Source organism: Pseudomonas sp. FDAARGOS_761 (assembly GCF_013343155.1).
GTDB classification, from domain to species: Bacteria; Pseudomonadota; Gammaproteobacteria; order Pseudomonadales; family Pseudomonadaceae; genus Pseudomonas; species Pseudomonas aeruginosa.
Genome location: NZ_CP054572.1, coordinates 4,568,094 through 4,584,651, shown reverse-complemented (window position 1 = coordinate 4,584,651; position 16,558 = coordinate 4,568,094). Strand labels below are relative to the sequence as shown.

Below are 16,558 nucleotides of genomic sequence, written 5' to 3'. Positions count from 1 at the left end.
CGACGCCGCGTCGTCTGATGCCGCGACGCCGGGCGGCCGGCGCCTCCGCTGTGCTAATCTGCCGCCCATTCACAGCGCCTTCGACGGCTTGATCTGCAGGAGTCTGCATGCACATCCACGTACTCGGCATCTGCGGGACCTTCATGGGCTCGCTGGCCGTGCTGGCCAAGGAACTGGGCCACCGGGTGACCGGTTCCGACGCCAACGTCTACCCCCCCATGAGCACCCAGCTGCAAGCCCAGGGCATCGAGCTGATGCAGGGCTACGATCCGGCCCACCTGGAGCCGGCGCCGGACCTGGTAGTGATCGGCAACGCCCTGTCGCGCGGCAATCCGGCGGTGGAGCATGTCCTGAACAAGGGCCTGCCCTACGTTTCCGGCCCGCAGTGGCTGGCCGACCACGTGCTGCAAGGACGCTGGGTGCTGGCGGTGGCCGGTACCCACGGCAAGACCACCACCACCAGCATGCTCGCCTGGGTTCTGGAGCACGCCGGCATGAGCCCGGGCTTCCTGATCGGCGGGGTGCCGCAGAACTTCGGGGTTTCGGCGCGCCTGGGCGGTACGCCGTTCTTCGTGGTCGAGGCCGACGAGTACGACAGCGCCTTCTTCGACAAGCGCTCGAAGTTCGTCCATTACCGCCCGCGCACGGCGATCCTGAACAACCTGGAATTCGACCACGCGGATATCTTCCCCGACCTCGCGGCCATCGAGCGGCAGTTCCACCATCTGGTGCGCACTGTGCCGGGCGAGGGCCTGATCATTCGCCCGAGCGCCGAGAAAGCCCTGGAGCGCGTACTCGGGATGGGCTGCTGGACCCCGGTGCAGACCACCGGCGAAGGCGGCCAGTGGCAGGCGCGCCTGCTCGCCGAGGACGGCTCGCGCTTCGAGGTGCTGTTCGACGGCATCGTCCAGGGCGAGGTGGACTGGCCGCTGACCGGCCTGCACAACGTCGCCAACGCCCTCGCCAGCCTGGCGGCGGCGCGCCATGTCGGCGTGATGCCCAGCCAGGGCGCGGCGGCGCTCAGCGAGTTCCGCAACGTCAAGCGGCGCATGGAGAAGGTCGCGGAGGTCCGGGGCGTGACCCTCTACGACGACTTCGCCCACCATCCGACCGCCATCGCCACCACCCTCGACGGCCTGCGCAAGCAGGTTGGCGCCGATACCCAGGTGATCGCCATCGTCGAGCCGCGTTCCAACTCGATGAAGCTCGGCGCTCATCGCGACGGCCTGCCGGACAGCGTGCGCCAGGCCGACCAGGTGCTCTGGTACGCGCCGCCGAACCTGGGCTGGGACCTGGCCGCCACCGCCGCGCAATGCGCGATACCGTCGCAGGTCTGCGATACCCTGGAGGCGATCATAGAGCAGGTGCGCCAGCAGGCCAGGCCCGGCGCGCAAGTGGTGATCATGAGCAACGGCGGCTTCGGCGGCTTGCACGGCAAGCTGGCCGCGGCGCTGGCCGAGTGAGGGGCGCGATGAGCGGTCCGGAACGCATTACCCTGGCGATGACCGGCGCCTCAGGCGCCCAGTACGGCCTGCGCTTGCTCGATTGCCTGGTGCAGGAAGAGCGCGAGGTGCACTTCCTGATCTCCAAGGCCGCGCAACTGGTGATGGCCACCGAGACCGACGTGGCCCTGCCGGCCAAGCCGCAGGCGATGCAGGCCTTCCTCACCGAATATTGCGGTGCCGCCGCCGGACAGATCCGCGTGTTCGGCCAGAACGACTGGATGGCGCCGCCGGCCTCCGGCTCCAGCGCGCCCAATGCCATGGTGATCTGCCCGTGTTCCACCGGCACCCTGTCGGCGGTCGCCACGGGGGCCTGCAACAACCTCATCGAGCGCGCCGCCGATGTCGCCCTGAAGGAGCGCCGGCCGCTGGTGCTGGTGCCGCGCGAGGCGCCGTTCTCCAGTATCCACCTGGAAAACATGCTCAAGCTGTCCAACCTCGGCGCGGTGATCCTGCCGGCGGCGCCGGGCTTCTACCACCAGCCGCAATCGGTGGAGGACCTGGTGGACTTCGTCGTCGCGCGAATCCTCAACACCCTGGGGATTCCCCAGGACATGCTGCCGCGCTGGGGGGAACAGCACCTTGTCAGCGACGAGTAGGGTGCTGCTACTGGTCCTGGCGGTGCAGTTGGGCGGTTGCGCCACCGTGCGCACCCTGGATGCGGCCAAGCCAGGGGCGCCGGTGGTCTACGCCGGCACCCGGCTGGACTGGTACAGCCTGCACGGCGGCTGCTGCCCAATGGAACGCTTCGGCGCGGAGGCGCCGGCCCATCCGGGGCTCGACCTGCCGGGCAGCGCGCTGCTGGACACCCTGTTGCTGCCGTTCTCGCTGGCCACCGCCATCGGCCTCAACCTCGGCGTCAGCGGCGGCATGTAGGGCGGGACCCGCCCGCGGCTCATTTCCCCAGCTTGCGCAGTTCGTCGGACTCGACGATGCGCACGCCCTTGCCTTCCTCCAGCGCCAGGCGCCAGAGCGCGCGGGCCAGGTCGCAGGCCTCGATGCCGTGGTACTTGCCGGGAAGGATGCGGGCGATCGGCGCGGCGAGGATCTCGGCCAGGCGGAATTCCTCGCGCGGGCCGAACAGCAGCGATGGCCGGGCGATGGTCAGCTGTGGCCAGCCCTGTTCCTGCAGGGCCTGCTCCAGTTCGCCCTTGACCCGGTTGTAGAAGATCGACGACTTGGCGTCGGCGCCCAGGGCGCTGACCACCAGGTAATGCCGGGCGCCCATCTCCAGCGCGCGCTTGCCCACCGCCAGCGGCAGGTCGAAATCGACCGCGCGGAAGGCCTCCTCCGAGCCGGCTTCCTTGATCGTGGTGCCGAGGCAGCAGAAGGCGGTATCGATGCTGCCGTTGAGTTGCGGCAGCAGCTCGGCCAGCGGGCCGACCGGGTTGTCCAGCCGCGGATGCTCGGCCAGCGCCTTGCGGGCAGGGGCGATGACCTTGGCCAGGGTCGGCTCGCTCAATATCCGATCCAACAGGTGCTCGCCGGTAAGACCGGTCGCGCCGGCGAGCAGAACGCGCTTGGGCGTCGAGTGCATGTGTGTTTCTCCCCTTCCACACCAATGAGCGTAGTGCGCGGCGTATCTATTTGCCCGCCGCGCCCTCGCCGGTTTTTCCTTCCCGGGACGCGAGCGCGCGCTCGGCTTGCTGCCCCCGCAGCGTCCGCCAGTGCGCGAGCACGCGTTCCGGTAACCAGGCTTGCGGTTCCGAAGCTTCGAAACCTTCCTCCTTCTCCCTTTGACGCACTTCCTCTTTCGCCAGTTCGAACGCTTTGGACAGATCGTCGGTGCGGTTCAGCGCATTGGCCAGCAAGGCGCGGCCGAAATAGGTGAAGTCGGCGTCGTCGGAACAGCCGAACGAGACCCGGTCGGCACGCGCGGCGGTCAGGATCAGGGTACGTTCGTCTTTCAGCGGCGGGATGAAGCCCCCGCTGTAGCAGGCCGATACCACCAGCACCTTGTCGCGCTGGCGCAGCGGCGCGAGCAGTTCGGCCAGTTCCGCGGCCGGCAGGTCGCCGAGGTTCAGGCCGGGCATGTCCAGGGCCAACTGGTGGTCGCTGGAGCCGTGGCTGGTCAGGTAGATGAAGACCAGGTCTTCCGGCCCGCTGCGTTCGGCCAGGGTGCGCACGGCGCGGGACAGGCTTTCCCGGGTAGCCAGCGGGCGGTCGCCGAAGTGGTCGCGGTGGTTGACCAGGCGAATCACGCCACGAGCGGCGAAACGCTGGCCGAGCAGGTCGCCGGCGTAATCGGCCTCGCGCAGGAACACGCCCTGGCGGCCATCGCCGCCCAGGCTCAGGGCATAGAGTTCGCTGGCCGGCGTCGAGGCCGGGATCTTGCGCAGTTCTTCGTCGAGCAGGCGACCCTGGGCCAACAGGCCGATTTCCAGGGTGTCGGGCAGGGCCTTGCCGGCGGCGTCGCGGATGCGCTTGCCGTCGGCCCAGAGTCCCTGCTCACGGCTGCCGTCGGCGCGGTCCAGGGTGCCTTGGCCGGCATAGGCGCCGGCGGCGAAGCCGCCTTCGTAGCGGGTGCCGTCCAGTTGTTCGAGCAGGCCCTGGCCATGGAAGCGCCAGAACTGGAAACCGCCGCGGTAGCGGCTGCCGTCGGCGCCGAGAAGCTCGCCGGGGCCGTTCAGCGCGCCTTCGCTGAAGCGGCCGATCCAGACATCGCCGCTGGCGCTTTCGTAGCGCCCCTGGCCATGGAACTGGTTGTCCTTGAACTGGCCGACGTAGCGGTCGCCATCGGGCCCGCTCCAGCGCCCCTTGCCGTTCAGTTGCCCGTCGCGGAAGGTACCGGCGTACTGGTTGCCCTGGCTGTCGCTGAAGCTGCCTTCACCTTCCAGGCGACCCTGGCGGAAGCTGCCCTGGTAGCGGCTGCCATCGCTGCCGTCCAGCGTGCCCTGGCCGCTGTACAGGCCCTTGCGGAAACCGCCGCGGTAGCGAGTGCCCTGTTGTTCCAGGCTGCCTTCGCCATCGAACAGGCCCTGGCGGAAGCCGCCCTGGTAGACGCTGCCATCGGCCATCGCCAGGCGTCCCTGACCGTCGAACAGGCCGGCCGCGAAGCCACCGCTGTAGCGGCTGCCGTCGGCGCCCTGCCAGGTGCCATGGCCGTGCAGCAGGCCATGCTCGAAGCGGCCGGCGTACCAGGCGCCGTTGTCGTAGTCCAGCCGGCCCTGGCCTTCCAGGCGCCCGTCCACCAGCTCGCCGCGATAGCGCGCGCCGTCCGGCAGGCGCGCATCGGCCGGGAGCAGCGGTTCGCCCTCGCCACAGGCGGCGAGCAGGATGACCAGGGCGGAGCAGAGCGAGAGAGACCTGGCGGGGCGAAGCATGCGGCGTTCCCGATGAGTGGTTCGGTCCGAGGGTGGAGGGGAGACAGTGTGGCGGAAAAATCGTTGCCTGGCAGTAGGGTATTTCCCTGCCGGCCCAGAGCGCCCCCGCGAGCGGGGGCTTTTGGAAGGGGGGAGAGGGGCGCGAAGGCGCCTGGCCGTCAAGCGAACGGCAGCGCTCGCTGGGGCGGGCTCAGACGAAGCAGAGGCTGAGGGTCTCGGCGATGTAGGCGGGTTTCTCCTGGCCTTCGATCTCCAGGGTGGCGCGCGCCTTGATCAGCCACTGGCCGGGATTCTTCTCGTTGACGTCGAGCAGGGTCAGGCCCAGGCGGACCCGCGAGCCGACCCGCACCGGCTGGATGAAGCGCACCGTATCGAGGCCGTAGTTGACCGCCATCTTCAGTCCTTCGGGAAGCACCAGCAGGCCTTCCATCAGCTTCGGGATCAGCGACAGGGACAGGAAACCGTGGGCGATGGTGCCGCCGAAGGGCGTCTTCGCCGCCTTCTCCGGATCGACGTGGATGAACTGGTGGTCGCCGGTGCATTCGGCGAACTGGTCGACCCGCTCCTGGTCGATGGTGAGCCATTCGGAATGGCCGAGATCCTTGCCGACATAGTCCTTGAGCGCTGCTACGGGTACGAATGGCATAAGTCCTCCGGGAGGATGGCTGTTGTTCTCATGGTGCAGGAAGATCAGCACGCGTTGGCGACCGGGTCAAGAAACCATCGGCCTGGCGAATATCGCGTCATGCGGTGCCGCGACTGCGACTGATGGATAGGCGAGGAGCGTGCCAATGTCCCGGCGGGCTGGGCATAATGGTCGGCCCTTGCTGGAGGTGCCCATGTTGCTTCGTGGTCTGACCTGGCTGGTGCTGTTCCAGTTGCTCGGCACAGGTCTGAACGTTCTGTTGTTGCCCATGCTGCCCGGTCCGATCATCGGCCTGGTGCTGCTGTTCGGTTATTTCCTGGCGCGTGGCGAGGTCGGCAAGCCGGTCAACGAGGCGGCCGGCTCGTTGCTGCGCTACCTGCCGCTGCTGCTGGTGCCGGCGGCGGTCGGGGTGATGGCCTATGCGCGGGAGATCGCCGCCGACTTCTGGGCCATCGTCGGCGCGCTGGTACTGTCGCTGGTGCTGTCGTTCCTGTTCGCCGGCTGGATGATGCAGAAGCTCATCGATCGCCAGCAACGTCGCCGGGAGGAGTCCTGATGGCCTGGCAGGCCGCCCTCGAGGCGGTGATCCACCATCCGCTGTTCGGCGTCGGCGTGACCCTGGGCGCCTACCAGTTGGCCCTGGCCGCCTATGAACGGACCCGCTGGGTGTTCCTGCAGCCGGTGCTGGTGTCGATGCTGGTGGTGATCGGCGTACTGCTGCTTTGCGGCATCGACTACGACGAATACAGTGCCAGCGCCAAGGTCCTGACCATTCTCCTCGGCCCCGCCACGGTGGCCCTGGCGGTGCCGCTGTTCCTCAACCTGCGGCGTATCCGCCAATTGTTCTGGCCGACCCTGCTGACCCTGGTGGTCGCCGGTACGCTGGCGACGGTGCTGGGCATCGCATTCGGCTGGCTGTTCGGTGCCGAGCCGCGGATGCTGATGAGCATGGCGCCGAAGTCGGTGACCTCGCCGATCGCCATGCTGGTGGCCAGCCAGATCGGCGGCGTGGCGGCGCTGGCCGCCGTGTTCGTACTGATCACCGGGGTGCTCGGGGCGATCCTCGGGCCGGAGCTGCTGCGCGCCATCGGCGTCCGGCACCCCGCCGCGCAGGGCATGGCGCTGGGCATGACGGCCCACGCGGTGGGCACTTCGCGGGCCTTGCAGGAAGGCGAGGAGTGCGGCGCCTTCGCCGCCCTGGCGATGAGCCTGATGGGCGTTGCCACCGCAGTGCTGCTACCGTTGGCGGTAGCGCTGGTTGCCTGACGATGCCCGAGGAGTCGCGATGAAGTTGCCGTTGTTTCCCCTCAACGCCGTGCTGTTCCCCGGTTGCCGCCTGGACCTGCAGATCTTCGAGGCGCGCTACCTGGACATGATCAGCCGCTGCATGAAGCAGGGCACCGGTTTCGGCGTGGTGACCATCGGCGAAGGGCGGGAGGTCGGCGAAGCGCCGAGCCGCCTGGCGATGGTCGGCTGCGAGGCCTCGGTCCGCGACTGGCAGCAGCGCCCGAACGGCCTGCTGGGCATCCGCGTGGAGGGCGGTCGGCGTTTCCAGGTGCTGTCGGTGGAGGTCCAGGCCGACCAGCTCAGCGTTGGCGAGATCGAGTGGTTCGAAGACCTGCCGGAGCAACCCCTGACCTACGAACACAACGATCTCGCCGCGTTGCTCAGCGTGCTGGCCGAGCATCCGATGGTGGCCGCGCTGGAGATGGGCGGCGAGCCCGGCGGCCAGCAGGACCTGGCCAACCAGTTGGCCTACCTGCTGCCGTTCGATACCGAACGCAAGCTCGAACTGCTCGCCCTGCCCGACGCGCAGATGCAACTGGCGCGGATCCAGGTGCTGCTGGAGCACCTGCAGGGCGAGTTGGGTATCGACTGAGCGCCAACCCTCACAGCGGCCGGTAGCGCGCAATGGCTTCCGGCAGGGCCCAGCCGGCGGCGATCGCCAGGGTCGCCACGCAGACCGGCAACAGCAGCCACCAGACCCGTTGCGGCAGCGCCGGCAGCGACTCGCGGCGCTGGCTCAGCCACAGGCTGGCGGCGCAGACCGTAGTGGCGAGCAGGGCGCCGGCGACGATGTCCGACGGCCAGTGCACGCCAAGGTAGACCCGCGACAGGGCGATGCTCAGCGACGGGATCACCGCCAGCAGTACCCAGGTCAGGCGCCAGCGCGGCGGTTGCTGGCGGCTGGCGAGGACGCCCAGGGTGAGGAAGAAGGCGAAGGACGCCGAGCTGTGCCCGCTGGGGAAGCTGAAGCTGCTCAGCGGTTCGGCCAGCACTTCCGGGCGGGCGCGGGCGAACAGGGTCTTCAGGGTCTGGTTGGCCAGCGCGGTACCCACCAGGGTGCCGATGGCGAAGATGGCCGGACGCCATTGCCGGGTCAGCAGGAGGATACCGCCGAGCAGCGCGCCGGCGATGAACTGGGTGCGGAAATCGCCGAGCCGGGTGACCACCACCATCACCGGGTTCAGGTCGGCGTTGCGGTGCTCCTGGACCAGCGTCATCAGGCCCTGGTCGAGGTCCTGGAGGTACGGCCAGGCGACGGTCATCGCCAGCAGCAGGACCAGGCTCAGCGCGGCCGCCACAGCGGTTGCCCAGCGTTTGCGTCGCAGGCTGGCCTGGACTACCACGCCGACCAGCACCGCCAGGCAGGCCGCGACGATCCCGGCTTCGCTCCAGAAGCCTTCCGGCAACGGCAGGCGCAGGGCTGCGCCGGTGGCCCAGCCGGGCAACAGGTAGGCGACCGCCCAGCCGGCGGCGGCAATCAGCGAAACGCCGAGAAAACGGCCGAACGGCATGTCGAGCATGCCGGCGACCATCGGCAGCATCGGCCGCAGGGCGCCGATGAAGCGGCCGACCAGCAGGCTGGCGATACCGTAGCGCTCGAAGTACACCTCGGCGGCGGTGATCCACTGCGGATGGCTGCGCAGGCCGGGTAGGCGGCGGATGTTCTGGTGGAAGCGGCGGCCGATCCAGTACGAGCTGAGGTCGCCCAGCACCCCGCCGGCGTAGGCCAGCAGCAGGGTTTCGCCGAGGCTGAGGGCGCCGCTGCCAGCGATCACCGCGACGCCGAACAGCAGCACCACGCCGGGCAGGACGATGCCGACGATGGCCGCGCATTCGAGGAAGGCGATGAGGAAGATGGCCAGCCCCAGCCACTCGGGGTTGGCGGCCATCCAGGCGTTGAAGCTGTCGAGACTCATTGCAGGTGCGGGTCCTGGTGTCCGAGTAGATGATAGTCGCGCCCGGCGACCTGGCCGCGGCGCAGTGGGTTGCGGGTGCAGAAGGCGGCGAAGGCGGCATCGACGAAACGGTACGGCAGGTGTTCGTCGCGCCCCTTCGGAATGCCCAGCCGAGCGGCCTGGATCACCTGGCTGGGGCGCTCGCCGACATCGTCGACGAACAGTCGCTGCGGATCGAAGCGCTGTGCGTCCCACTCCGGCACCTTCAGCCCCATGGCCTTGCACAGCAGGGTCTGGCCGGCGCACAGGCGGCCGATCTCGCGGGGCCGGCCCTGGCTGTCCGGGTTCAGGCTCTGCATCCGCTCCAGCGCCGCGTGGTCGCTGATGCGATCCAGCCAGGGATGGCCGGACTTGATCAGCACCGCATTGCCCGGCCCGCCGGCGCTGAAGTTCAGCGAGTCGCCGCCGCGCGCGTAATACATATAGATGTGCCCGCCGTCGAGGAACAGTGCCTTGCGCTTCTCGGTGTAGCCGAGCGAGGCGTGGCTGCCTTTCTCCTCCAGGTAGTAGGCCTCGGTCTCGATGATTCGCGCCGCCAGCCAGAGATTGCCCTGGCGATGGCGGATCACCTTGCCCAGCAGCTCGCGGGCGACCAGCAACGCATCGCGGTCGAAGAAGGTGTCGGGGAGTGGCCGGGCGTCGGGCCAGGGCAAACTAAGGATGGGATCGCGGGACATGGGATTGTCGCTGGGACCATGGCAGTCATAGGCTGGCGAATGATAACAACAAGAGCCTGAATCATGGTTGAACGAGAGCGTGTCGACAGTGCCCACATCACGCCCAGCGCCCATTACACTGGCTACGTCTGGTTCCGCCATCGACTCGCCGAACCGGCCTTCGCCACCGTCTTCGGCCGCTGGGTACACGGCTTCGTCGCGCCGATCAACTGGGGCGCGCAGCTCGGTTTCGGGCTGAACATCGAGGATTTCCTGTTACAAAGACACCTCATGATCGACGCGCGCCTGACCCAGGCCGTCGAACGCGAGGGAGTGGTCCAGGTGGTGGAAATGGCCTGCGGGCTCTCGCCGCGCGGGCGACGCTTCCGGCAACGCTATCCACAGTTGCGCTACCTGGAGGCCGACCTGCCGCCGATGGCCGCGCGCAAGGCGGCGCTGCTTCGCGATCAGGGTTGGCTGGGTCCGGAGCACGCGGTGGCGGCTGTGGATATCCTCGCCGAGGACGGCGAGCGCAGCCTCGCCGCGCTGTTCGCCGGGCTCGACCGCGAGCGCCCGCTGGTGGTGATCACCGAGGGGCTGGTGAACTATTTCCAGCGCCCGGTGATCGAGGCCTTCTGGAGTCGCCTGGCGACCGAACTTAAACGCTTTCCCCAGGGCACTTACCTGACCGACCTCTATCCCGATCTCCGCGAGCACCCGCGCTACCGGCAGATCCGCTGGGGAGTGGGGATCATCGGGCGGCTGACGCGGGGAAGCTATCCGTTGCACTACCGCAATGCCGCGGAAATCGAGGCGGCCTTCGCCCGCTGCGGCTTTGCCTCCACCCTGGTGCTCGACCCGCAGCGCGAAGGCGCCGCCCTGGGCTTGCCGCAGGGACGCCTGCCGAGCCTGGTGCGGGTGATCGAAAGCCGCACGGCATAGCCGCCTTTCAGGCGACCTCCGCTCGCTGCCAGGCGGCGAGGAGGTCGGCCAGTCCGGCGCTGGCCGCCGGATCGGAGTGCGGGAAGATGAAGGCGAAGCCGCCGGCGGTCGAACGCAGGGGCAGGATGTCCAAGTCCGCCAGGCCGTCGTAGCACAACCGCCAGCCGCGTTGCGGGCGGGATTCGGGCAGCTCGGCGTGCAGCCGCCCGCCGAAATAGCCGAGTTCCACCAGTTCCACCGCATAGACGCCGAGCTGCGGATGTTCCAGCCGAGCGTGCCCCTGGGCTGGCCGATGGCGGACCTCGAAGCGTCGCTCCAGGCCGAGCAGGCGCGTGCGCGGGATCCGCGTGCTGCCCTCGGCGCGCTCCGGCAGCGCCTCGCCGCGCAGGAACGGGCCGTAGAGCCGGGCGCAGGCCTCGCGTCGTTCGAACTGGGCAAGATGGTCGGCGTCGTGGATCAGGGCGAACTCGGCGTTCCCGCAGGCATGGGCGAACACCGCATGTTCCCAGGGCTGGGTGAAATGGTCGTACTCGCCGGCGAGTACCAGGGTCGGGCAGGTCGGGTGCCGCTCGAAGCCGCCGAAGGCCAGCAGGCGCCGGCTATTCTGCCGGTAGCGTTCGATCTCCGCCACGGTCAGGCGTTGCAACTGGCGCAGCATGGCCTTGCGAAATACCGGGGAGACGCCGGTACGTTCCAGCTGTAGCGGGTTGATCAGGCCGGTCAGTACGCCGTGGGCGAAGGCGCTCTGGTCGCCCTCGTCGAGCCGGGCCAGCGCTTCTTCCAGCAGCAGCCGCGCACCGGGGCGGCCGAATGCGGTGATGCCGGCCAGTAGCAGGCGCGCGCAGCGGCGCGGATGGCGGGCGGCGAACAGCGCGGCCAGGGCCGAGCCGTAGGACAGGCCGATGGGCATCAACGGCGGCAGGCCGAGCCGTTCGGCGAAGGCCGCGATCAGGTCGGCGAGGTCTTCCAGGCTCAGTTCCGCCGCCAGTTGCAGGTTGCCGCCCTGGCTCGGCAGGTCGAGCAGGATCACCGGGTGCTCGGCGAGCAGTTCGCTGACCTCGCCGGCGAACGAGCGGAAGCTCTGGAAGGCGCCGCCCAGCAGGAGCACCGGCGGGCGCGGGTCGTCGGCGCGGGCGGCGAAGGCCTGGTAGCGCAGTTGCCAGCCGTCTAGAAAGAGGATATCCGGTTCGCTGCTCAGCGACTGCGCGCTGTAGTCGGTACGGTAGCGCATGGCGAGGCCCCGCGGTGTGTGCGTCGTTATTGTTGTTCTGCCGAGCGGGTGCCGGTGGGTGGCAGCGGCCAGGCTCGCTTCGAAGGTAAACAGAGGTAGCAATTTTGTTTACCTATCCTTCGGCCGGCGCCTGCGCCCGGGTGTCACCGTCTCGCGCACAGGCCCAGGCGCAGCGGGGCCGCCGCGTTACCGCCGGGGGCCGCAGAACGCACTGTCTACCGACCGGCTGTTGCGGCTGGGCGCGCCGGGGCTGGCTCGCTATAATCGCGCATTTCCCTGACGCCAGATGCCGAGACCATGACCGAGTCCGTCCTCGACTATATGAGCCGCCTGGGCCGCGATGCCCGCGCCGCCTCGCGGTTGCTCGCGCGCGCCGCCACCGCGCAGAAGAACCGCGCCCTGCTGGCCGCGGCCGATGCGCTGGACGCCGCCCGCGCGGAGTTGTCCCACGCCAACGAGCAGGACCTCGCTGCCGGCCGGGCCAATGGCCTGGAGCCGGCGATGCTGGACCGCCTGGCGCTGACCCCGGCGCGCATCGACGACATGATCGAGGGCCTGCGCCAGGTCGCCACGCTGCCCGACCCGATCGGCGAGATCCGCGACATGCGCTACGTGCCCTCGGGCATCCAGATCGGCAAGATGCGCGTGCCGCTGGGCGTGGTCGGGATCATCTACGAGTCGCGGCCGAACGTGACCATCGACGCCGCCAGCCTGTGCCTGAAGTCCGGCAACGCGACCATCCTGCGCGGCGGCTCCGAGGCGATCCACTCCAACCAGGCGATCGCCCGCTGCATCCAGCAGGGCCTGGCCGAGGCCGGCCTGCCGGCCGCCGCCGTGCAGGTGGTGGAAACCACCGACCGCGCCGCGGTCGGCGCGCTGATCAGCATGCCCGAATACGTCGACGTGATCGTCCCGCGCGGCGGCAAGAGCCTGATCGAGCGCATCAGCCGCGAGGCCAAGGTGCCGGTGATCAAGCACCTGGACGGCATCTGCCACGTCTACATCGATGTCGCCGCCGACCTGGACAAGGCGATTCGCGTCGCCGACAACGCCAAGACCCAGCGCTACGCGCCGTGTAATACCATGGAGACGCTGCTGGTGCATGCCGGTATCGCCGAGCGGGCGCTGCCGCCGCTGGCCACGATCTACCGCGAGAAGGGCGTGGAACTGCGCGGCGACGCCGCGACCCGCGCGCTGCTCGGCGCAGACGTGCTGGAGGCTACCGAGGAGGACTGGCGTACCGAGTACAACGCGCCGATCCTGTCGATCCGCATCGTCGACGGGCTGGACGCGGCGATCGAGCACATCAACACCTACGGCTCGCAGCACACCGACGCGATCATTACCGAGAACTTCAGCGATGCGCGGCGTTTCCTCGCCGAAGTGGATTCCGCTTCGGTGATGGTCAACGCCTCGACCCGCTTCGCCGACGGCTTCGAGTACGGCCTCGGCGCCGAGATCGGGATTTCCACCGATAAGCTGCACGCCCGCGGCCCGGTCGGCCTGGAAGGCCTGACCAGCGAGAAGTACGTCGTCTTCGGCGACGGTCACGTGCGCACCTGATGGGCAAACGTATCGGCCTGTTCGGCGGCACTTTCGACCCCGTGCATATCGGACATATGCGCAGCGCCGTGGAAATGGCCGAGCAGTTCGCCCTCGACGAACTGCGCCTGCTGCCCAATGCGCGGCCGCCGCACCGGGAAACCCCGCAGGTGTCGGCCGCGCAGCGGTTGGCGATGGTCGAGCGGGCGGTGGCGGGAGTCGAGCGATTGACGGTCGATCCCCGCGAACTGAAGCGCGACAAGCCGTCCTACACCATCGACACCCTGGAGTCGGTGCGGGCGGAACTGGCGGCCGACGACCAGTTGTTCATGCTGATCGGCTGGGATGCCTTCTGCGGCTTGCCGACGTGGCACCGCTGGGAGGCGTTGCTGGATCACTGCCACATCGTCGTGTTGCAGCGTCCGGATGCCGACAGCGAGCCGCCGGAGTCGCTGCGCGACCTGCTGGCGGCGCGGAGCGTGGCCGACCCGCAGGCCCTGAAAGGGCCGGGCGGGCAGATCACCTTCGTCTGGCAGACGCCGCTGGCGGTGTCCGCCACCCAGATCCGTGCGCTGCTGGGTGCCGGGCGCTCCGTGCGTTTCCTGGTGCCGGACGCGGTATTGAACTACATCGAGGCGCACCACCTGTATCGTGCGCCACACTGATAAAGAAACAGAGACCGACTCAATGCAAACCGAACAACTCGTCCAAGTGGCCATCGATGCCCTGGAAGACCTCAAGGCCCAGGACATCGTGACTCTCGATGTGCGGGACAAGACCAGCGTCACCGACTACATGGTGATCGCCTGCGGCAGTTCTAGCCGCCAGGTCAAGTCGCTGGCCGACAACGTCCTGACCAAGGCCAAGGAAAACGGCGTCAAGCCCCTGGGCAGCGAAGGCCTGGAGTCCGGCGAATGGGCGCTGCTCGACCTGGGCGACGTGGTGGTCCACGTGATGCTCCCGGCGACCCGCCAGTTCTACGACCTGGAGCGCCTGTGGCAGGGCGCCGAGCAGAGCCGCGCCCAGCACCAGCCGGAAGAGTGACGCCGGCATGCGGTTGCGCCTGATCGCGGTTGGCTCGCGCATGCCTCGCTGGGTCGAGGAAGGCTGGCAGGAGTACGTCAAGCGCCTGCCGGCCGAGCTGTCCCTCGAACTGGTGGAGATCCCGCTCAACACCCGTGGCAAGAACGCCGACGTGGCACGCCTGATCCGTCAGGAAGGCGAGGCCATGCTGGCGCGCGTGCAGCCGGGGGAACGGGTGGTGACCCTGGAGGTCGAAGGTCGGCCCTGGAGCACCGAGCAACTGGCTCGCGAACTGGATCGCTGGCGTCTCGACGCACGCACCGTGAATCTCATGGTCGGCGGCCCGGAAGGGCTGGCGCCGGAGGTCTGCGCGCGCAGCGAGCAGCGCTGGTCGCTGTCGCCGTTGACGCTGCCGCACCCGTTGGTGCGGATCCTGGTCGGCGAGCAGATCTACCGGGCCTGGACCGTATTGTCCGGGCACCCCTACCACAAATAGTCCCCAGTCCCGATGCCGCAGCCGATCCACCTGAAAGACCACGAGAAAGACGCCCGCCTGGTGCGTCGGCGCGTCATCGTCGGGGCGGTGGCGGTGGTCTTGCTGACCCTGGTGCTGGTGGCGCGCATGTACCACCTGCAGGTGACCCAGTACGAGTACCATTCGACGCTGTCGGAGAACAACCGGGTCCATGTGCAGCCGATCCCGCCGACCCGCGGGATCATCTTCGACCGCAACGGCGTGATCATCGCCGACAACCGGCCGAGCTTCAGCCTGACCATCACCCGCGAACGCACCGAGGACCTGCAGAAGACCCTCGACACGCTGGTGGAGATCCTCGGCCTGACCGAGGACGACCGGGCCATCTTCGAGAAGCGCATGAAGCAGGGGCGGCGTCCGTTCGAGCCGGTTCCCATCATGTTCGAACTCAACGAGGAACAGATCGCCCGCATCGCGGTGAACCAGTTCCGCCTGCCGGGCGTCGACGTGGCGACCCAGTTCGTCCGCCACTACCCGCTGAAGGAGCACTTCGCCCATTCGGTCGGGTACGTCGGGCGGATCAACGAGCAGGAACTGAAGAACCTCGACCCGATCAACTACAGCGGCACCCACCATATCGGCAAGACCGGCATCGAGCGCTTCTACGAGAGCGAGTTGCACGGCACCGTTGGCTACGAGGAAGTCGAGACCAACGCCCGCGGGCGGGTGCTGCGGGTGCTCAAGCGCACCGACCCGATTCCCGGCAAGGACATCGTCCTGAGCATCGATAGCCGCCTGCAGGAGGCCGCCGAGAACGCCCTGGCCGGGCGGCGGGGCGCCATCGTGGCGATCCAGCCGTCCACCGGCGACGTGCTGGCGATGGTCAGCCAGCCGAGCTACGACCCCAACCTGTTCGTCACCGGCATCAGCTTCAAGGCCTATGCCGAGCTGCGCGACTCCATCGACCGGCCGCTGTACAACCGCGTCCTGCGCGGGCTCTATCCGCCGGGCTCGACGGTGAAGCCGGCGGTGGCACTGGCCGGCCTCGACGCCGGGGTGGTCACGCCGACCTCGCGGGTCTTCGACCCCGGCTACTACCAGTTGCCCAACTACGACCACAAGTACCGTAACTGGAACCGCTACGGCGATGGCTGGGTGAGCCTGGAGTCGGCGATCTACCGGTCCAACGACACCTATTTCTACGACCTCGCGCACAAGCTGGGGATCGACCGCCTGCACGCCTTCATGAGCCGCTTCGGCTTCGGCCAGAAAGTCGCCCTGGACATGTTCGGCGAAGCCGACGGGCTGATGCCCTCGCGCGAATGGAAGCGCAAGACCCGCCGCCAGGTCTGGTACCCGGGGGAGACCCTGATCCTCGGCATCGGCCAGGGCTACATGCAGGCGACGCCGATCCAACTGGCGCAGATGACCGCGCTACTGGCCAACAAGGGCCACTGGATCCGCCCGCACCTGGCCAAGACCATCGACGGCCAGCCGCCGGTCGACCCCGACCCGATGCCCGACATCGTGCTGCGCGACCCGGCCAACTGGGACCGCGTCGACTACGGCATGCAGCAGGTGGTGCATGGCGCCCGCGGCACGGCGCGCAAGGTTGGCGCCACCTCGGCCTACCTGATCGCCGGCAAGAGCGGTACCGCCCAGGTGGTGGCGATCAAGCAGAACGAGCGCTACGACCGCTCCAAGCTGCTCGAGCGGCACCGCGACCACGCCCTGTTCGTCGGCTTCGCGCCGGCCAACAACCCGCAGATCGCGGTGGCGGTGATGGTGGAGAACGGCGAGTCCGGCTCCGGCGTCGCCGCCCCGGTGGTCAAGCAGGTGATGGACGCCTGGCTGCTCGACGAGCACGGCAAGCTCAAGGCCGAATACGCGGAACCCGTCGCGCCGCTCGCGGCGGCGGTGGCCAAGCCCGAACCCACGGCAGCCGAGCCGGAGGCGCCCGCCCTTGAACAGTAACT

18 protein-coding genes are annotated in these 16,558 nt (G+C 68.6%); 12 read left to right on the top strand and 6 right to left on the bottom strand.

Annotated features, from left to right (window positions below):
- Positions 1 to 107 precede the first annotated feature (107 nt).
- The 3 genes from mpl to FOC67_RS21300 are packed head-to-tail and all read left to right on the top strand — an operon-like array spanning position 108 to position 2,378.
- On the top strand, positions 108 to 1,463 hold the full coding sequence (gene mpl / locus FOC67_RS21310) for a UDP-N-acetylmuramate:L-alanyl-gamma-D-glutamyl-meso-diaminopimelate ligase (RefSeq protein ID WP_003093229.1): 1,356 nt from the start codon (positions 108 to 110) through the stop codon (positions 1,461 to 1,463).
- Positions 1,464 to 1,471: 8 nt separating this feature from the next.
- Entirely contained in the window at positions 1,472 to 2,101 is a 630-nt protein-coding gene (ubiX, locus tag FOC67_RS21305; protein ID WP_003093227.1) for a flavin prenyltransferase UbiX, read from the top strand.
- Positions 2,085 to 2,378 carry a YceK/YidQ family lipoprotein gene (locus FOC67_RS21300; RefSeq protein ID WP_023094415.1) on the top strand — a complete coding sequence of 98 codons (294 nt, stop codon included), beginning with the start codon at positions 2,085 to 2,087 and terminating at the stop codon, positions 2,376 to 2,378. The genes ubiX and FOC67_RS21300 overlap by 17 nt, the downstream gene beginning before the upstream one ends.
- Positions 2,379 to 2,397: 19 nt before the next feature.
- Here FOC67_RS21300 and FOC67_RS21295 read toward each other — a convergent pair whose 3' ends face one another.
- The 3 genes from FOC67_RS21295 to FOC67_RS21285 form a co-directional block, all read right to left on the bottom strand.
- Positions 2,398 to 3,039: an oxidoreductase gene (locus tag FOC67_RS21295; RefSeq protein WP_003093223.1), complete on the bottom strand. Its 642-nt coding sequence runs from the start codon at positions 3,037 to 3,039 to the stop codon at positions 2,398 to 2,400.
- Between the two features lie 46 nt (positions 3,040 to 3,085).
- On the bottom strand, positions 3,086 to 4,825 hold the full coding sequence (locus FOC67_RS21290) for a C13 family peptidase (RefSeq protein WP_003118249.1): 1,740 nt from the start codon (positions 4,823 to 4,825) through the stop codon (positions 3,086 to 3,088).
- 190 nt (positions 4,826 to 5,015) lie between these two features.
- Positions 5,016 to 5,471: a MaoC family dehydratase gene (locus FOC67_RS21285; protein ID WP_003093220.1), complete on the bottom strand. Its 456-nt coding sequence runs from the start codon at positions 5,469 to 5,471 to the stop codon at positions 5,016 to 5,018.
- A gap of 193 nt (positions 5,472 to 5,664) precedes the next feature.
- On the opposite strand from FOC67_RS21285, the gene FOC67_RS21280 reads away from it, so the two are divergent.
- The 3 genes from FOC67_RS21280 to FOC67_RS21270 are packed head-to-tail and all read left to right on the top strand — an operon-like array spanning position 5,665 to position 7,350.
- Positions 5,665 to 6,027 (top strand): CidA/LrgA family protein, encoded by a 363-nt coding sequence (locus FOC67_RS21280; RefSeq protein WP_003100294.1) that lies wholly within the window; start codon positions 5,665 to 5,667, stop codon positions 6,025 to 6,027.
- Positions 6,027 to 6,737, top strand: a complete 711-nt coding sequence (locus FOC67_RS21275) for an LrgB family protein (RefSeq protein ID WP_003093214.1) — start codon at positions 6,027 to 6,029, stop codon at positions 6,735 to 6,737. The genes FOC67_RS21280 and FOC67_RS21275 overlap by 1 nt, the downstream gene beginning before the upstream one ends.
- Positions 6,738 to 6,756: 19 nt before the next feature.
- The gene (locus tag FOC67_RS21270) at positions 6,757 to 7,350 is read left to right on the top strand and encodes an LON peptidase substrate-binding domain-containing protein (protein ID WP_003093212.1); all 594 of its coding nucleotides are present in this window, start codon (positions 6,757 to 6,759) and stop codon (positions 7,348 to 7,350) included.
- A gap of 10 nt (positions 7,351 to 7,360) precedes the next feature.
- On the opposite strand, the gene FOC67_RS21265 is transcribed toward FOC67_RS21270, so the two are convergent.
- Both FOC67_RS21265 and FOC67_RS21260 read right to left on the bottom strand, forming a co-directional pair.
- Entirely contained in the window at positions 7,361 to 8,674 is a 1,314-nt protein-coding gene (locus FOC67_RS21265) for a bifunctional DedA family/phosphatase PAP2 family protein (RefSeq protein ID WP_009313361.1), read from the bottom strand.
- Positions 8,671 to 9,390 carry a DNA-3-methyladenine glycosylase gene (locus FOC67_RS21260; protein WP_003110373.1) on the bottom strand — a complete coding sequence of 240 codons (720 nt, stop codon included), beginning with the start codon at positions 9,388 to 9,390 and terminating at the stop codon, positions 8,671 to 8,673. The genes FOC67_RS21265 and FOC67_RS21260 overlap by 4 nt, the downstream gene beginning before the upstream one ends.
- A 63-nt stretch (positions 9,391 to 9,453) precedes the next feature.
- Between FOC67_RS21260 and FOC67_RS21255 the strand changes: the two genes are divergently transcribed.
- Positions 9,454 to 10,311, top strand: a complete 858-nt coding sequence (locus FOC67_RS21255; protein ID WP_003132493.1) for a class I SAM-dependent methyltransferase — start codon at positions 9,454 to 9,456, stop codon at positions 10,309 to 10,311.
- Positions 10,312 to 10,318: 7 nt separating this feature from the next.
- On the opposite strand, the gene FOC67_RS21250 is transcribed toward FOC67_RS21255, so the two are convergent.
- On the bottom strand, positions 10,319 to 11,542 hold the full coding sequence (locus tag FOC67_RS21250; RefSeq protein WP_009313362.1) for an alpha/beta fold hydrolase: 1,224 nt from the start codon (positions 11,540 to 11,542) through the stop codon (positions 10,319 to 10,321).
- Between the two features lie 297 nt (positions 11,543 to 11,839).
- On the opposite strand from FOC67_RS21250, the gene FOC67_RS21245 reads away from it, so the two are divergent.
- Genes FOC67_RS21245 through mrdA form a run of 5 tightly spaced genes read left to right on the top strand, consistent with a single transcriptional unit; the run spans position 11,840 to position 16,556 of the window.
- Positions 11,840 to 13,105: a glutamate-5-semialdehyde dehydrogenase gene (locus FOC67_RS21245; protein WP_003132497.1), complete on the top strand. Its 1,266-nt coding sequence runs from the start codon at positions 11,840 to 11,842 to the stop codon at positions 13,103 to 13,105.
- Complete coding sequence (gene nadD, locus FOC67_RS21240; protein WP_003110376.1) at positions 13,105 to 13,749, top strand: nicotinate-nucleotide adenylyltransferase; 645 nt, start codon at positions 13,105 to 13,107, stop codon at positions 13,747 to 13,749. Before FOC67_RS21245 ends, nadD begins: the two co-directional genes overlap by 1 nt.
- A 22-nt stretch (positions 13,750 to 13,771) precedes the next feature.
- The gene (gene rsfS, locus FOC67_RS21235) at positions 13,772 to 14,128 is read left to right on the top strand and encodes a ribosome silencing factor (RefSeq protein ID WP_003100305.1); all 357 of its coding nucleotides are present in this window, start codon (positions 13,772 to 13,774) and stop codon (positions 14,126 to 14,128) included.
- A 7-nt stretch (positions 14,129 to 14,135) separates the two neighbouring features.
- Complete coding sequence (rlmH, locus tag FOC67_RS21230; RefSeq protein WP_003093193.1) at positions 14,136 to 14,603, top strand: 23S rRNA (pseudouridine(1915)-N(3))-methyltransferase RlmH; 468 nt, start codon at positions 14,136 to 14,138, stop codon at positions 14,601 to 14,603.
- Between the two features lie 12 nt (positions 14,604 to 14,615).
- The gene (mrdA, locus tag FOC67_RS21225; RefSeq protein WP_003093191.1) at positions 14,616 to 16,556 is read left to right on the top strand and encodes a penicillin-binding protein 2; all 1,941 of its coding nucleotides are present in this window, start codon (positions 14,616 to 14,618) and stop codon (positions 16,554 to 16,556) included.
- Positions 16,557 to 16,558: the final 2 nt, after the last annotated feature.

Bases quoted from the DNA above. Each gene is read 5' to 3' on its own strand.
- FOC67_RS21285 (WP_003093220.1), bottom strand. From the start codon at position 5,471: ATGCCATTCGTACCCGTAGCAGCGCTCAAGGACTATGTCGGCAAGGAT.
- FOC67_RS21250 (WP_009313362.1), bottom strand. From the start codon at position 11,542: ATGCGCTACCGTACCGACTACAGCGCGCAGTCGCTGAGCAGCGAACCG.
- ubiX (WP_003093227.1), top strand. From the start codon at position 1,472: ATGAGCGGTCCGGAACGCATTACCCTGGCGATGACCGGCGCCTCAGGC.
- FOC67_RS21275 (WP_003093214.1), top strand. From the start codon at position 6,027: ATGGCCTGGCAGGCCGCCCTCGAGGCGGTGATCCACCATCCGCTGTTC.
- FOC67_RS21245 (WP_003132497.1), top strand. From the start codon at position 11,840: ATGACCGAGTCCGTCCTCGACTATATGAGCCGCCTGGGCCGCGATGCC.
- rlmH (WP_003093193.1), top strand. From the start codon at position 14,136: ATGCGGTTGCGCCTGATCGCGGTTGGCTCGCGCATGCCTCGCTGGGTC.
- FOC67_RS21265 (WP_009313361.1), bottom strand. From the start codon at position 8,674: ATGAGTCTCGACAGCTTCAACGCCTGGATGGCCGCCAACCCCGAGTGG.
- FOC67_RS21270 (WP_003093212.1), top strand. From the start codon at position 6,757: ATGAAGTTGCCGTTGTTTCCCCTCAACGCCGTGCTGTTCCCCGGTTGC.
- rsfS (WP_003100305.1), top strand. From the start codon at position 13,772: ATGCAAACCGAACAACTCGTCCAAGTGGCCATCGATGCCCTGGAAGAC.
- FOC67_RS21295 (WP_003093223.1), bottom strand. From the start codon at position 3,039: ATGCACTCGACGCCCAAGCGCGTTCTGCTCGCCGGCGCGACCGGTCTT.
- FOC67_RS21255 (WP_003132493.1), top strand. From the start codon at position 9,454: ATGGTTGAACGAGAGCGTGTCGACAGTGCCCACATCACGCCCAGCGCC.
- FOC67_RS21290 (WP_003118249.1), bottom strand. From the start codon at position 4,825: ATGCTTCGCCCCGCCAGGTCTCTCTCGCTCTGCTCCGCCCTGGTCATC.
- nadD (WP_003110376.1), top strand. From the start codon at position 13,105: ATGGGCAAACGTATCGGCCTGTTCGGCGGCACTTTCGACCCCGTGCAT.
- FOC67_RS21260 (WP_003110373.1), bottom strand. From the start codon at position 9,390: ATGTCCCGCGATCCCATCCTTAGTTTGCCCTGGCCCGACGCCCGGCCA.
- FOC67_RS21280 (WP_003100294.1), top strand. From the start codon at position 5,665: ATGTTGCTTCGTGGTCTGACCTGGCTGGTGCTGTTCCAGTTGCTCGGC.
- mrdA (WP_003093191.1), top strand. From the start codon at position 14,616: ATGCCGCAGCCGATCCACCTGAAAGACCACGAGAAAGACGCCCGCCTG.
- mpl (WP_003093229.1), top strand. From the start codon at position 108: ATGCACATCCACGTACTCGGCATCTGCGGGACCTTCATGGGCTCGCTG.